Genomic DNA, 12911 nt, shown 5'->3' on the forward strand with positions numbered 1-12911 from the left:
CGGCCCGCTTCCGGCAAGCAAGGAGTTCTTCAGGCCGCGGCGCCCCCCTCTCCGCCAGCCTCACCAACGGGCCCGCCCTCACCCGTCACCGCCTCGGCCGGCGGTGCGGTCGTCCCGGGGTGGCAGTAACGGACCGCGCGCCCAGACACGACACGCTTGGCCAGCTCACCCCGCCCGGCCATCTCCTCGACCGTCACGCGCAGACTCCGCAGATTCGGCTGGCCGATCTCCTCACCGATCTCCCGCAGCGACCACTCCCTGCCCGACCTGCCCCCGGCCACGACCTCGAGCACCCGCACCCGCCACGGAACCCGCCGCTGCCCTTCTTCAGGGCCCCGCCCGCTCCCGCGGGACGACGCCACCGGACCGCTCCCTGGGCCGGCGCCGTGCGGGGCGTCCGCACCAGGGCCGGGGGCCCGCGGCGCGCCCTGAGGAGGAGGGGGACCTTCCGCACGGGCGCCCGGCGGCGGGGCGGGCCACTCCCGTGACCACCGGGCGTAGACCCCGCCGCGCTCTTCCAGCGTCTCGAACCACGCACGCAACTGGCGAACGTCCGCGAGGAACTTCTCCAGATCCTCTTCGGCTTTCCTGAGCGCCGCCACAGCGGCCTCAGGTTCCACCCCGGCCTGCTGCCAGGCCAGGCTGATGCTGTCCATGGCGCACACCCTAGAGCCGCGCGCACACATGGCAGCGACTCCGCCCCGATAGTCGACTCATATGAGTGATGCCAGGTCACCGGCATCACCGCCCAGGCAAGCGCGGACACTTCACCGCCCCTCGACGCCGCAGGACAGACAGCGCGCACCACAGCACAGCCGGCGACAGCCATCCGCGCCGCATTACACAGCCCCCCGCGCTCATCCCCCGCCCGGGCGCCCTGCCCGTGACAGGTGCCAGGCCCCCGCTCCCGCCACGGGCCCCTGCCGCACACAGCAGACAGCCACGGGAAGACCGGAAAGAAGGCAGCCGTCGCAGGGCTGCCCCGGGTCCCGGCCGGGCCGGAGACCGCTGCGCGGCGGCCCGGGGGCCTGCGGCGCCCGCCCCGTGCCGCGGCCCCTCACCTGTACGGCCCTCGCCAGGCATGCCATTGCAATGGCATGGGGAAGGTGCGGACTGTGGACCTTCCCGCACCCCGCCTCCGCCGCGAGGCATACCTGCTGCTCATGAGTACCCCGCACCGGCGCGTACTGGTCGTCGATACCGGCCGGGCCTGGACACCCCCGCACACCGTGGTCCCCGGCCCCGGTGCCTACCGCGAGGCGGTGGCCGCGGCCACCGCCGCATGGTGGGCACTACCCGGTGCCCTGATCGCGGCGGTGAGCGCACACGCCTGGGCCACCCCGCCCGCACCCCCCGCACCGAACGCCAGCTCTACCTCCTCCCGGCCCACCGCTACACCACCGGGCCCTCTCCGTCGGCCGTCCCCGGCGGTACATGGCGCTCCCCGGACGAACTGCGCCGTCCGGGGCGGGCCATGGTGCCGGCGGAGCTGGCCGACATCGCCGAGGGCTACTGGGACGGCTGGCTGCCCGACGGGCACCACACCACCGACTGGTACTGACCCCACCCACCCCGCACACTGAAATCCCGCATACGGTCACCGGTTCGGGCGACGGCCAGGGCCACGGCTTGGGACACGGGGCACGGGGCGCTAGCGTGCGGAAGGTGGACAACCCGACGTCGTGGCCCGATCCGCAGAGCCAGGCCAACATCGAAACCCTCACGGCATGGTGGGAACAGCAGCGCGACGCCGCCCTCGCCCAGGCCCGGTACTACGACGAACTCCTGGAATCCGCCCGGGATTTCCAAACGCACAAAGACCTCCACCGCGCCCTGCAGGACGGCCCGGTCTGCCACACCGGCCTCACCATCCCCCGCACCGCGCCGCCCGGGGGCGCCTCACAAGCCGAGCCCGACCCCGACCCGGAGCAGGTCCTGGGCCTGATCGCACAGGACCCACGGCGCCTGTGGAAAGCCGACGACGTGCGCACCGCCCTCGGCCGGCACGCCATCAAACCCGTCCGGACATGCCTCAAGAACCTGACAGCACAAGGGCGGCTTGAAGAAACCCGCAGCAAAGCCCGCCACGTCCTCTACCGCCTCCCCGCTCCCAGCACCGCCTGAACCACACCACTGTGGCCATGGCGTGCTCTGCGGCGGATTCCGCCGGCGACGGTAGCGACGGCACGGGGGGGCGAGGTCCCGGCCGTCAAGGAGCGGACCGAAGCGACGGGCCAGGGCGCCCGGCCATACCGGGGTGGCACCCGGCGTTCCTCAGCAGGACGCCGTCGCCGTCCGCGCCTTCACCGCCCTGCGCACCCACCTGCCCGGCTGCATGGGCGTCGTCTACGACGGAGTGTTCTGCGGCGTCCGCCGCGACGCCCTCGCCCGCCAGGGACTCCTCGTCATCAACTACCAGCACGGCTCGGCCCGGCCCCGCACCTACGAACTCCTGCGCTACGGCCGCTGCCGCCACGACCTGTGGTGCGAACAGGGCCGCATCGCCGAACGCCTCCTCGACGACGGCACCAGTTTCCTCGCCTCCGTCCCCGTCACCCGCCTCGAACACCGCGAAGGCAGCGACAAGTCCCGCTGGTACCACCTGCTGCGCATCCCCTGCCGCCACGGCGACGGCAGCGGCCATGTCCACCGTGTCCAGGTGGGAATCATCACCACCCCCGACGACCGCCATAGCCGGGACCCTTCAACCGGCAAGCGGCGCCCGGGCGATACAGAGCGGGACTTCCACCGCGCCGAACACCTCCAGCAGATCCCCCAGCACACCCGCGCCCACCAGCTCGCCTACCCCTACCGCAGCGATTCGGAATCCGTCCACAACCAGTTCGACCAGAGCCTGTGGAACCAGCGCATGATCTCCTACGGCCTCGAACGCCAGAAGGTCTACGTCCTCGGCTTCGCCCTGGCCCACAACGCCACCAGCCGCCGCATCCACCACGAACGCCACCGGAGAACTGCTGGCACACCCGGCTCGCAGGCAAAAACCTGACGGCTCGTGGCAGGCAGCCCGACTTCCGCAGGCGGGCGGCCTGGCTGTCGGTCTTCTCCGGGATGGTGTGCCGGATGCTGCGGCGCCGCAGGTAGTCGCGGACGAGCCCGTTGCTGTTATGCCTTGTCGGCCGCGAGGCTGTCCGGCGACCCGACCGGGCCGAGCAGGTACCGCTGCCCGTCGCGGGTGGCTGGCGGCCGGTGTCACCCGATTCAGCGGTTGGTCGTGGCCGACCAGGGCGTGGCCCCGGGTAATGGCGTAGGCGGCGAAGACGCCGATCTGGTGTTCTCGGTCCGGCCGACAGTGCCGGAGCGCTGGCGCTGGACACCAGCCGTGGTTCCAAGTTGGTTCCGGCCTGGAGACCCCGGCGCACCCACGTTGCCCTGGTGCGCAAGCGGGCCACACGGAGGCTTCCGTGCGGCCCGCTGTCGTACGCGGTCAGGGTCTGCTGCCGGACCGTCTCAGCGGCGTCGGCATCGGGGTGCAGGTCCACGGCCGGGGGTGCGCAGCCTGGGCTCAGTCATCAGCATGACACTGGTGCTGGCCTCACCCTGCAGCCCGCTTTTGCCGCGATTCCAGCTGTGGTGCCGGGCCCGGGCAGTTGTCAATCCGGTGAACCTTCTTGGCCGGTTTGCAAGTTGGAGCACCGTTGCCGGGATTTATTCGTAGACGAGTGCAGCCCGAAAGATCGCAGCGATCATGCTCCAGTCAGGAGTTTCTGGTACAGGTTCTTTGATTACGTTCATAAAGAACCCATCCATCGACCTTGTCCAACGCCCGGCGGAGTCGACGGAGGAGTCTGTAGTGGCATTTTCCACAGACAGCTCTCCCTCGCGGACTTTTCTTGCCAATTCGGTCAGGAAATCGGCCAGGTCCTCCCTGCTCTGGATTGCGTTCAATGTTGGATCGGGCCAGTTCATGGCTTCCACTCCACCGGGTCGAAGTAGTTGATTAAGATTGAGCATCCCTCGTGGGCTCTGCGTAGCCCCCCCACCTGGCCATCGCCCCGGCCCGGCTCATCAGCCATGTCGCCGCAGTGGCAGTGTCGGCAGGGAAATCTTCCGGCGGCGAGAACGACTGAAATTTCCTGCCGCCCGTCCTGCAGTCACTCCCTTGACCATCCCGGGGAAGCCTGGGCACATCACCCCCGGCAGCAGAGAAGGCGCCGTACCCGAGACAAAAGAGGCGCAAAGGAGGACGGAGCAATGGGCGCTGGGGCCTTGCGGGTCATGAAGCGTAGACAGCTCCATGACCCGCAAGCACCGCACTTTCCTTTAGCTCTACACGACCTAACCCAGCATCTGCCCTTCTTCAAAACCTAGGGAATCTTCAATTCCCAAAGCGACGGCCGAATGCCATCGGATAGGCGCGGGCCAGGTCGAGGTCGTCAGCACGCGTAGGTACTCATTCGCTTCTTCCGTGCCGAACTCGCTCAACGAGAGGATCGATTTCTGGCAGAGCCAATAGGCCGGAGCATCCGCGGTAATCGAACGCGTCACCAGCCTAAAAATGCTACTGGCTGCGCCAGTTGCCCGGATCTCTCCTAGGAGATCTACCATATCCTCGTTGTTCAGTTCGGCGATATCTGCGTCGAGGAGATCACGTAGAGCGTCGCCGAGCCCCGGTGCCTGGAGGGGTGCAGCCAAGTTGGCAAGCCTCTCCACTCTGCGCCAGTCCTGAACAGCGGCCGCCTCCCGGATCCAGTCAGCGATAGCGTTAGCCAGACCTGGAGACATAGCTTCGATTTCCCTGGTGCGCTCCACCGTAATGAATCCTACGATCAGGGGATCCACTAGATCGACGCAGGGTTCACGCCCTTCGCGATGCATTACCAATCCTCTACTCTACGGGACCCGATGATTCTCGAATTAAATATACCCACAGATCCCGGCCTCAGCCCGAATGTCTGTGTACCACGCTCCATTTTCAGATGAACGGCGTTCGGGGTACAGATTCCGTGGCCTGGGCTGCACAGCCTGGGATCGATCAACAGCATAACGCTGGTGTTGGTCTCACCCTGCGACCTGCTCGTCTAACGCGACATTGCCCTGTGAGCACCCGGGTGACCTCAAAGACTTTCCAGTGGGCCATTTCGGCTGCCATTCTAGCTGTGGCGCCGGGACTGAGCAGTCGTCAATCAGTGAGATCTACCGCTGTTGTGTAGAGGCAGCGATGGATAGCTGAGAGCGTGTCCGAGGCCGCCCTGCCGAGCATCTCGGCAGGGCGGCTTTCGTTCCGGGCTCAACGACAATCGAAGATGTACCGTTTAGCTATTTGATCGAAAGGCTAATCGACCCACCGAGGGGTAGATTAAACTTCTCCTCACCCAACGGCGCATCGTTACCCGAAATCCTTCCGGTTGGAAGTTAGTTTCGGTATACGAAAGTCGATGGATGTTCACGGTGATGGGCCGTCACGCTCGGAGATATCATCAAACCGAATGCCAGACGTTGCGCTCCATACTTTAACCGGGCGCCATCGCTCCAGGTCATAGTCCTCATGCCATTGCCATGGGGATACCAATGACCACAATGCGTTCCATGACACCCTGATTTCAATCTGCAGCACCCGAGGTGCCTCGTCACCCTTCTCCGTGAGAGGCAGCATATGCTGGAGTGAAGTAACGAGGTGTCTCGCTGCAGTTCTGACGGAGCGCGCCAGTTGACGTTCGTCAGTTCCGCGTTCCGCATTTGCCAGCCGCGCGGTTCGCGCTCTGAGGAAGGCCTGAAGAAGGTCAACGTCGGTGAGGCTGATTTCCTGGGTGTAGCGGAGTGTTTGTCTTTTCGCCTCTTGGTCCGTCATGCCGTGTGCCTCGCCATCTGAAGGTGAAGTCATCTCTCCCAAATCGGATCATCGTAGTCGAAATCCATCTCACCGAACTCATCCTTTTTCCAGATTCTCGTCACATACTTCCAGGGTATGCCGCCATCGAAGGCCACTTCGGATTCGAAGGGCGATGGGCCTGCGCCGGTGCCCATGCCGATGACCGGCGCGGACTCCGGCGCCTTGGCCACCAGCGGCGAACGCGGCAACGGCTGGGACGTGTCGAGGCGGGTCTACCAGGTATCACCCAGCGAGACCAAAGTCCCCAAACAGCGAGGTGGCCTCGCCGAATCCCCTTCGGTGAGGCCACCTCAACTTAGAGACGCAGAATCAGCAGTCCTTCGCCGATCGCTTCATGCGGGCAATATTTAGATCCACGTCCAACGCGCTGAGCCGGATCGGATCACGCTCGTCATCGATCACGACCGCATGGAGAATGTCACCAACAATGGCAACTCGGTCACTCGAACGCCAAGCCGGATCCTTGGTTTTGTCGATCAACCCTTGAGTTCCGTCCTGGGCCTCAACCTCAAGACCCCAAGGGCGAATAGCGACCACTGTGACATCGATCTCTTGGTGCAGGAGAATATTCATGTCTATCAGGTGCCTTCCTTTTGCAGCCATGTGCGCTTCAGTGTGAGCGAGTTGAATTCTCCGAGGCGCTCGAACGGAATCTCCCACTCGATGCGCGCACTCCCATTGGGCCCTCGCCAATCGTACCGCTTAGCGTCATCAGCGAATAGCGCCAGGAATGACGGATGCATATCATACTTCACCATTCCGGGTGCGTAGTGGGCCGGATCCTTGCTTCCGCTCCCTCGATACTCGCTAGCAACGCTCCGTTCACCGAAGTAGACCTTCCCATTATCCATTGCCTCTCGCGCGGATTCATCCGGACCGTGTTTGATTTCGGAATCCTTATTAGCATTCTTCGGGACCCTGTAGATAGAGATGGAGATGGATGGGCAGTCGTCATCGGCCTGGTGCGTCCCATCGGCCGCCTGTGTCAGGGTTTTCGGTGCGAAACCGCGCTTCTTCCCCTTGGACTTCAGAACGCACTCAGGAATCTTGTCCCGGATCTTTTCCAGGGTTTCTTCAACCCTTTTGACCCGCTTCTTCGCTTCAGCGGACTCTTTAAGGGCCTTGTTGATCCCGACGAGTCGCTTGGCGGCCTTAACGAGTTCCGGGAATTTTTCGACAGCTTTGGCGATCTTGCTGGCGGGGATGGCCTGGAGTAGCGCCATGACGCAGCTGACGACGTCGCCTTCGCCGAAGCATTTTTTGATGTCTTCGAGCGGGATGAATTCGAGGAGGACGTCGCTGCCGATGTCGGCCAGGTGGTCGGCTATCGTCTTGTCTGCAAGTTTTTGGTCCTCTTCGTATTGGCTGGGTGAGATGCCGAGCTCTTTAAGAGCTTTTTCCTCGTCTCCGGTCGGTTTGGAGCTGCTGTTTTTGCCGTCCTGCTCGGCGGCTTCTGCACGGGCCTTGCGTTCCAGCTCTCGCTGGTATTCCTCGGCCTTCTTTGCTGCCTCGTCGGCTTCCTTGGCGTAGTTCCCGGCGTTCTTCGCCGCCTCTTCTGCTGCCTTGGCGTGGGTTTCTGCGGAGTCGGCGAGTTTGCCGGCGTCGGTGGCGTCCTGCTTGGCCTGGGTGGCCGCGCTCTGGGCGACGGTGGCTTCGCGCTCGGCCAGGCTGGCGGCACTGCCGGCGGCTGCGGCCTGGTTTTCGGCGTCTGTGGCCGCGCCGCGGGCGCGTTCGGCTTCTGCCTCGGCCTGCGTGGCGGCCTGGCGTGCGGCTGCCGCGTCCGCGTAGGCGTCATTGGCGCTCTCGCGGGCGAGTGCGGTGTCGGCCTGTGCCTGGGCGTCGGCCTGCCCGGCCCGCCCTGCGGCGGCTCGGGCCATGGTCCCGTCCTCGGCGGCCTGGGCGGCCGACTTCATCGCAGCCGCTGTCGAGCGTGCCGCGCTCACCGTGGACTGCGCTGCCTCGGCTGCGGCCTTGAACGCCGGTGCCACCTGGGTGTTGGCGCTCTTCGCGGCCTCTTCGGCGGATTCGGCGGCCTTGACCGCTTCGGTCGCCTTGGCCTCGGCGGAGTCGACCTGCTCCTGCCCCATCTCCAGGGCTGCCCTGGCCACCGCGGCGGCGAAGTCGGCGTCGACATCGCTGCCGGAGAAGGGCGCGGTCAGGGTGATGGCGGTGTTGGCGGGGTCGGCGATGCCGGCCGCGGTGGTCCGGGCTGCGGTGGCCGCCTGTACCGCGATGGTGGCCTGGACTCTGGCCATCGCGGCCTCGCGTGCGGCGCCGTCGGCCTCGTCCCTGGTGCGGTTGGCCGCCTGCAGGGCTCCGTTGGCCTCGATCGCGGCCAGGCCGGCCAGGCGTGCGGCCTCGTGCGCGGCGGTGCCCGCACGGGCTTCCTGGGCGGTGGCCTCGACGGACTTCGCGTTGGCCCGCTGCGCTGCGGCGTGGGTGGCCGTTGCTTCGGACTGGGCTGTGTTCGCTGCCGCGTTGGCGTTGGCAGCGGCTGATTCGGCACTGGTCGCCGCAGCATTGGCACTCGCGGCGTGCGCGGTGGCCTCGGTCGCCGCGGCGCGTGCCCGGGCGGCTGCTCCTGCGGATTCGATGGCCGCGGATCGGGCTCTCACCGCCGCGTTGCCGGCGGCGTCGGCGGCACTGCGGGCTTCGCTGGCCGCGGTGGCGGCTGTTCTGGCGTCGGCGCGCGCCGCGACCGCGTGCGCGTGTGCCTGTGCGGCCTCCGAGGTGCCACGGAGCGCTGCCTCGAGTGCTTCGGCGGCTTGTGCCTGGGCTTCCTCGTTATTCTTCTTGGTCTCGGCCTCGACCGCCTTGTTACGGGCTTCGCGGGCCTTGGCTTCCTCGCCGCGGGCGCGCTCGGCCCCGTCGGACGCCTTGCCTTCCTGTTCAGCGGCGTATTCGCGTGCCTGGGCCGCGATGGCCGCGGCCCCGTAGGCCTCCGCGCGCTTCTCCGACGCGGTCCGTGCCTCGGCCTGTGCCCGCGCCCTCGCCTCGGCGGCGGTGGCCCGCTCGCTCTCCGCCCGCGTCCGCGCCTCCGTGGCCAGGGTGCGTTCGCGCTCGGCTACCTTGCGCTGTTCAGCGGCGATCTTCGCCTGCCGCTGGGCCTCGATCCGGGCGTCGCGGGTCTTCTTCGCGTGGTCCCACGCCGACTGCTCGGCCTTCTCGGCGTCGACGCGGGCCTGCTTCGTCCTAGACGCCGCCTCCGCGGCGATCTTCGCCTGCTTGCCGGCCGCATCAGCCAGCTTGCCCGCGGCCCTGGCGTGCTCCTCGGCGTTGGCCCGCCACTTCTTGGCCTGCTCCTCGTGGAGCTCGGCCTGGTTCTGGGCGTTGAGCCCGGCGGCGTCCGCGGCGGTGGCGTCCACCGCGTGCTGGGCGGTCTCGGTGGCCTTGACCGCCGCGTTCGCCGCCGAGGCGATACCGGAGGCGACCTCAGCCCACTGGGTGCCGTAGGTAAGACCGGTCTCCACCAGGGTGTCGGCCTGGGACTTGGCCTGCCGCGCCGCGACATCGGCCGACTTCGCCGCCCAGCCGGCGTACTCAACCTGCCGTGCGACCTCGGCCTTGACCAGCCCGTAGTCGGAGAGCCGCTTGCCCGCCCGGTCCGCGGCCAGCATCCGGTCGGCCTGACGCGACTGCGCGGCTGCCGAGCTCATCGCGTTGGAAGCGTTCTTGAGCGCCTTGACGGCTTCCCCGTGCGCGGTGATCAGCTTGGTACGGGCATCAGCCGCGCGGGCGGTGTTCTCCGCGAGCTTCCGCAGCTTCTCCGCGGCTTCCCGGGCCTCCTTCTGCGCCTGCTCAAAGGCCGCCCGGTTGTCCGCGTCCTTCTGCGCCGCGACCAGGTAACCCTTTTCGAGGAACTCCGCGATCTTGGCGTTGTCGTTGGTGGCCAGCGCGGCCTGCGCGGCCTTCTTCACCTCCGGGCCGCCGGCGCCGACCAGCATCTCCACCCGCTTGCGGTTCTCCTGGGCAAGCTTCTCGGCGTTCTGATCGGTCTTCTTGTCCCGCTGCCGTGCGATCTCAGCACCGAACGCCAGGAAATCAGCCCGGTCCTTGGCCGTCCCCTTCAGAACACGGTCAACCTCCGCGTTGAAAGAGGGGCCGCCGGTACCGCGCATCGCCTCGATCTGCTGGCGATTCTTGGTATCGGTGCCCGACCGCTTCTCCGCGGCCTTCCGGCGGGCCTCCGCCTCGCCACGCTCCAGGAACTCCCGGACCGCGTTCGGATCCTTGCTCTCCAGAGCCGCCTTGGCGGCATCGCGGACTTCCTCCTCCTCATCGAACTCCGCGAAGTCCTCCACCAGCTGCCGGTCCCGCTCCGCACTCAGCTCGTCCAGCTTCGAGCGCGGAGCACCCGCCGGTGCCGGCTTCGCCGGCGCGGCCGCCGGACGATTCACCGCGGATGATCCCCCGGTGATGGCGGCCGCCTGAGCGGACGTCACGGCAGCGGCCTCCCCTGCCGCACCGCCCAGCAGCGCCAGCACGATCGCCGCGGACACTGCCTTTCGCGCAGCCCCGGCTAAGCCGCCCGGCCGCCGTCTTGATCTCGGCCATAAACGATGCATCAAACCCCCAAAAAAGAGCATGCCAAACAGCCCTGCTTTAGGTACGAGCAGGGTGAGGCAAATGAAAGGGAAATAAATTGAAAGCGTGGATCAGGTGCGTTCGTTCAATAGGTCAGGCCGGCGAACACACACAAGGGTTCAGCCCTTCACACGCTGCGCGCTGTCCTGGGCCCGGTCGAGCATGTCCTTCCAGGACTTGGCTGCCTCGGCTGCTTCCGCCTGTTCCCGGGCCCAGGTGTCCTGGTTGGCCCTGGCCGGATCGGCAATGGCCTTCCAGAGCTCGTCCGCACCGGTCCTTGCGGCATCCGCGATGGTCCGCCAGTTCTCCGCCTGGGCCGCGGCCGCCTCCTGCTCCGCCAGCCACGCCTTCCCAGCGGTATCGGCGTGCTCGGCCACCGCCTTCCACGCCCGCTCGGCCTCGGCCCGGGCCTTCGCCACGTCAGCCGCCCCCTTCAAAGCCTCCTCGGCCGCCACAGCATCCCTGATCAGAAGAGACAAAGCGTGATGCCGCAACACCTCCGCATCCGCGATCCGCGCCCGGTAGCCCTCCAGATCCAAAGCCGCGCCGGCCATCCAGCCGTAACCGAAGAACTCCACCACGTCCGCATCTGTCGCGCCGGCCCGCAACGCCCACTGGGCCGCCACCCGGACCTGCTCACCAGGGTCATGCGCCGCGATAGCACCGACAAAGCCTCGCTCCTTAGCGGCGGCTTCCTGCTGATGCTGTGCGTCCGTCTCCCGGGCGGCCCGGTCCCGGCGCTGGGCCTCGGCATAACCGGTCCTGACGAACGCCGCCTGCTCGGCGGCAGTACCCCTCACCGCCCGCTCAGCCGCGGCCCGCACCTCGGGAGAAAACTCCACCGTGTGAGTACGCACCACCCGTTCGCAAAATGCCTTGTTCCGGGACCGGACATCCCGCGCCCGCTGCTTCGCGTAGTCGAAACCCCCACCAGGCGCCAGCCACTCCGCAACCGCCTCATCACCCCGGGAACTACGCAACGCATTCCACGCCGACACACGCACCTCAGCAGCCGGATGCCACTTCGCCAGATACAGAACCCGACCACGCGCACCCGCCGCCGCCGCCGTCAGGGCCGAAACCTGACCAGTCGGCTCGCCAACTGAGGCAGAAGCAAAGACCGGCCCGTTGCCCGATGCCGGTGGCGCTCCAGCAAGAGCACCACCGGCCAGCAGGCTGACCGTCAGCGTCTGCGCGACCCACCACTGGCGCCTCACGCCGAATCCCTTAAGAATATAAACTTCATCACAGTAACCTCACTTGTAGAAGGACAGCGCCGTAGGCACACAGCACCGAGTCACTGGACCAGCTGGATTTGCCACAGCTGGGCGTCGGTCTGATTGCAGTACCACTGCTGCGCCTTCGCACCGGGCTTCTGATCCCCACCGGTTATGTCCAGACAACGATCCTCGGTGTGCATGGGACGCAACTGGAAAATCTTCCGGCCATGGTCGACGAGGACCATCTGCCAGCGCATCTGCTTACCCCCAGTGCACTCCCATTGCTGGACAGCAGCCCCCGCCTGCTTGCCACTGTTCTCCACCTCCAGGCACTTACCACTGGCCACCGACCGGACCTCGAAAGAAGAATCGGCGACGGGAACCGCGCGCCAGCGCTGAGCGCCGCTGCCATTACACGTACCCTGAACTGCCCGCACGCCATTCCCCAACGAGGTGTTGGCGAGATCCAGGCAAAGACCGCTGTGCACTGCCCGGAGCTCCACAACCGATTCGACCGCATCGGGAACTGGAATTCCCGCCTCCGCGCGTGCGGTGGACGCACCTCCAGCAATTGCGACGGCACCGGCACTGAAGGCAAGTACAGCTCGGGGAAACCGCGTCATTGGAAATTCCTTTTCTCGTCAAGAACGAAATCATCACCACAATTGAGCGATCCATTTCGCCAAGTTTTCGGACCATTAGAACGCGGCCGACTCAACCCGCCAGCGTTGATTCTTAACATCACTTCCGCAACGTTTGACGTATGCAGCCAGATTGGTAATCGCATCGGGGGCGGTCATGCAGGAGTCAGGGGAATCCGTAAGGCGAATCTCATACAACCCATTGATTACTTCAACCATGATTACCCGCCAGTGATCGGATCGGGGACACCAAGTCTGGGCGACGGGGCCACCGAAATTTCCGATACACCTGCCACTGTGCTTGGCTCGTATATCGAAGGTAGCTGAGCCAGTGGGAATCAGCTCGAAGAGCTGATTGTCCAAACCATCCTCACAGGCTGCCTGCACCGCATAGGCCATATCTCGCATGCTCCCACCATCGATAGTGAGGCACATTCCGCTGAACTCCGGCCGCAGCCGAACGAAAGATGGCCCGTCGGTGGCGGAACCAGACGTGACCTGATCTGCCTGTGCGATGGTCGCTCCACCGACCAGCACGGCAACACTGACACCGAGAGCCAGTACGGCTCGGATGGTCCGAGACATCATGGGATCCATTCTTCTTATCTTCTTTAA

Annotated in this window: 12 protein-coding genes; 3 read left to right on the forward strand and 9 right to left on the reverse strand. The window is 66.1% G+C overall.

Annotation, left to right across the window (positions count from 1 at the left end; all coding sequences use genetic code 11):
- Positions 1-29: 29 nt before the first annotated feature.
- Positions 30-656, reverse strand: coding sequence for a hypothetical protein (locus AF335_RS05090; RefSeq protein ID WP_146045436.1), 627 nt, complete (start codon positions 654-656; stop codon positions 30-32).
- 626 nt (positions 657-1282) lie between these two features.
- Between AF335_RS05090 and AF335_RS34420 the strand changes: the two genes are divergently transcribed.
- The 3 genes from AF335_RS34420 to AF335_RS05100 all read left to right on the forward strand — a co-directional run bounded on the left by AF335_RS34420 (position 1283) and on the right by AF335_RS05100 (position 3007).
- Positions 1283-1561 (forward strand): hypothetical protein, encoded by a 279-nt coding sequence (locus tag AF335_RS34420; RefSeq protein WP_170127595.1) that lies wholly within the window; start codon positions 1283-1285, stop codon positions 1559-1561.
- Positions 1562-1665: 104 nt separating this feature from the next.
- Entirely contained in the window at positions 1666-2124 is a 459-nt protein-coding gene (locus tag AF335_RS33940) for a hypothetical protein (protein ID WP_146045437.1), read from the forward strand.
- A gap of 133 nt (positions 2125-2257) precedes the next feature.
- The gene (locus AF335_RS05100; protein ID WP_102917084.1) at positions 2258-3007 is read left to right on the forward strand and encodes a hypothetical protein; all 750 of its coding nucleotides are present in this window, start codon (positions 2258-2260) and stop codon (positions 3005-3007) included.
- 659 nt (positions 3008-3666) lie between these two features.
- Here the strand turns inward: AF335_RS05100 and AF335_RS05105 are convergent.
- From AF335_RS05105 to AF335_RS05130, 8 genes are all read right to left on the reverse strand, one after another.
- On the reverse strand, positions 3667-3927 hold the full coding sequence (locus AF335_RS05105) for a DUF7660 family protein (RefSeq protein ID WP_102917085.1): 261 nt from the start codon (positions 3925-3927) through the stop codon (positions 3667-3669).
- Between the two features lie 369 nt (positions 3928-4296).
- Positions 4297-4836: a hypothetical protein gene (locus AF335_RS33945; RefSeq protein ID WP_146045438.1), complete on the reverse strand. Its 540-nt coding sequence runs from the start codon at positions 4834-4836 to the stop codon at positions 4297-4299.
- 1002 nt (positions 4837-5838) lie between these two features.
- Positions 5839-6021, reverse strand: a complete 183-nt coding sequence (locus AF335_RS33950; RefSeq protein WP_146045439.1) for a hypothetical protein — start codon at positions 6019-6021, stop codon at positions 5839-5841.
- A gap of 139 nt (positions 6022-6160) precedes the next feature.
- Positions 6161-6424, reverse strand: coding sequence for a hypothetical protein (locus tag AF335_RS05110; protein ID WP_102917086.1), 264 nt, complete (start codon positions 6422-6424; stop codon positions 6161-6163).
- Between the two features lie 5 nt (positions 6425-6429).
- Positions 6430-10350, reverse strand: a complete 3921-nt coding sequence (locus AF335_RS05115; RefSeq protein WP_102917087.1) for a hypothetical protein — start codon at positions 10348-10350, stop codon at positions 6430-6432.
- Between the two features lie 204 nt (positions 10351-10554).
- Positions 10555-11652, reverse strand: a complete 1098-nt coding sequence (locus AF335_RS05120; protein ID WP_102917088.1) for a hypothetical protein — start codon at positions 11650-11652, stop codon at positions 10555-10557.
- A gap of 80 nt (positions 11653-11732) precedes the next feature.
- A complete protein-coding gene (locus AF335_RS05125; protein WP_102917089.1) occupies positions 11733-12278 on the reverse strand; it encodes an RICIN domain-containing protein in 546 nt (181 codons plus the stop codon).
- Between the two features lie 75 nt (positions 12279-12353).
- On the reverse strand, positions 12354-12893 hold the full coding sequence (locus AF335_RS05130) for an RICIN domain-containing protein (protein ID WP_170127597.1): 540 nt from the start codon (positions 12891-12893) through the stop codon (positions 12354-12356).
- Positions 12894-12911 lie beyond the last annotated feature (18 nt).

Origin of the sequence: Streptomyces eurocidicus, from assembly GCF_002891295.1 — a bacterium.
GTDB lineage: Bacteria > Actinomycetota > Actinomycetes > Streptomycetales > Streptomycetaceae > Streptomyces > Streptomyces eurocidicus.

Bases quoted from the DNA above. Each gene is read 5' to 3' on its own strand.
- AF335_RS05090 (WP_146045436.1), bottom strand. From the start codon at position 656: ATGGACAGCATCAGCCTGGCCTGGCAGCAGGCCGGGGTGGAACCTGAG.
- AF335_RS05125 (WP_102917089.1), bottom strand. From the start codon at position 12,278: ATGACGCGGTTTCCCCGAGCTGTACTTGCCTTCAGTGCCGGTGCCGTC.
- AF335_RS33945 (WP_146045438.1), bottom strand. From the start codon at position 4,836: ATGCATCGCGAAGGGCGTGAACCCTGCGTCGATCTAGTGGATCCCCTG.
- AF335_RS05105 (WP_102917085.1), bottom strand. From the start codon at position 3,927: ATGAACTGGCCCGATCCAACATTGAACGCAATCCAGAGCAGGGAGGAC.
- AF335_RS05130 (WP_170127597.1), bottom strand. From the start codon at position 12,893: ATGGATCCCATGATGTCTCGGACCATCCGAGCCGTACTGGCTCTCGGT.
- AF335_RS05110 (WP_102917086.1), bottom strand. From the start codon at position 6,424: ATGAATATTCTCCTGCACCAAGAGATCGATGTCACAGTGGTCGCTATT.
- AF335_RS34420 (WP_170127595.1), top strand. From the start codon at position 1,283: ATGGTGGGCACTACCCGGTGCCCTGATCGCGGCGGTGAGCGCACACGC.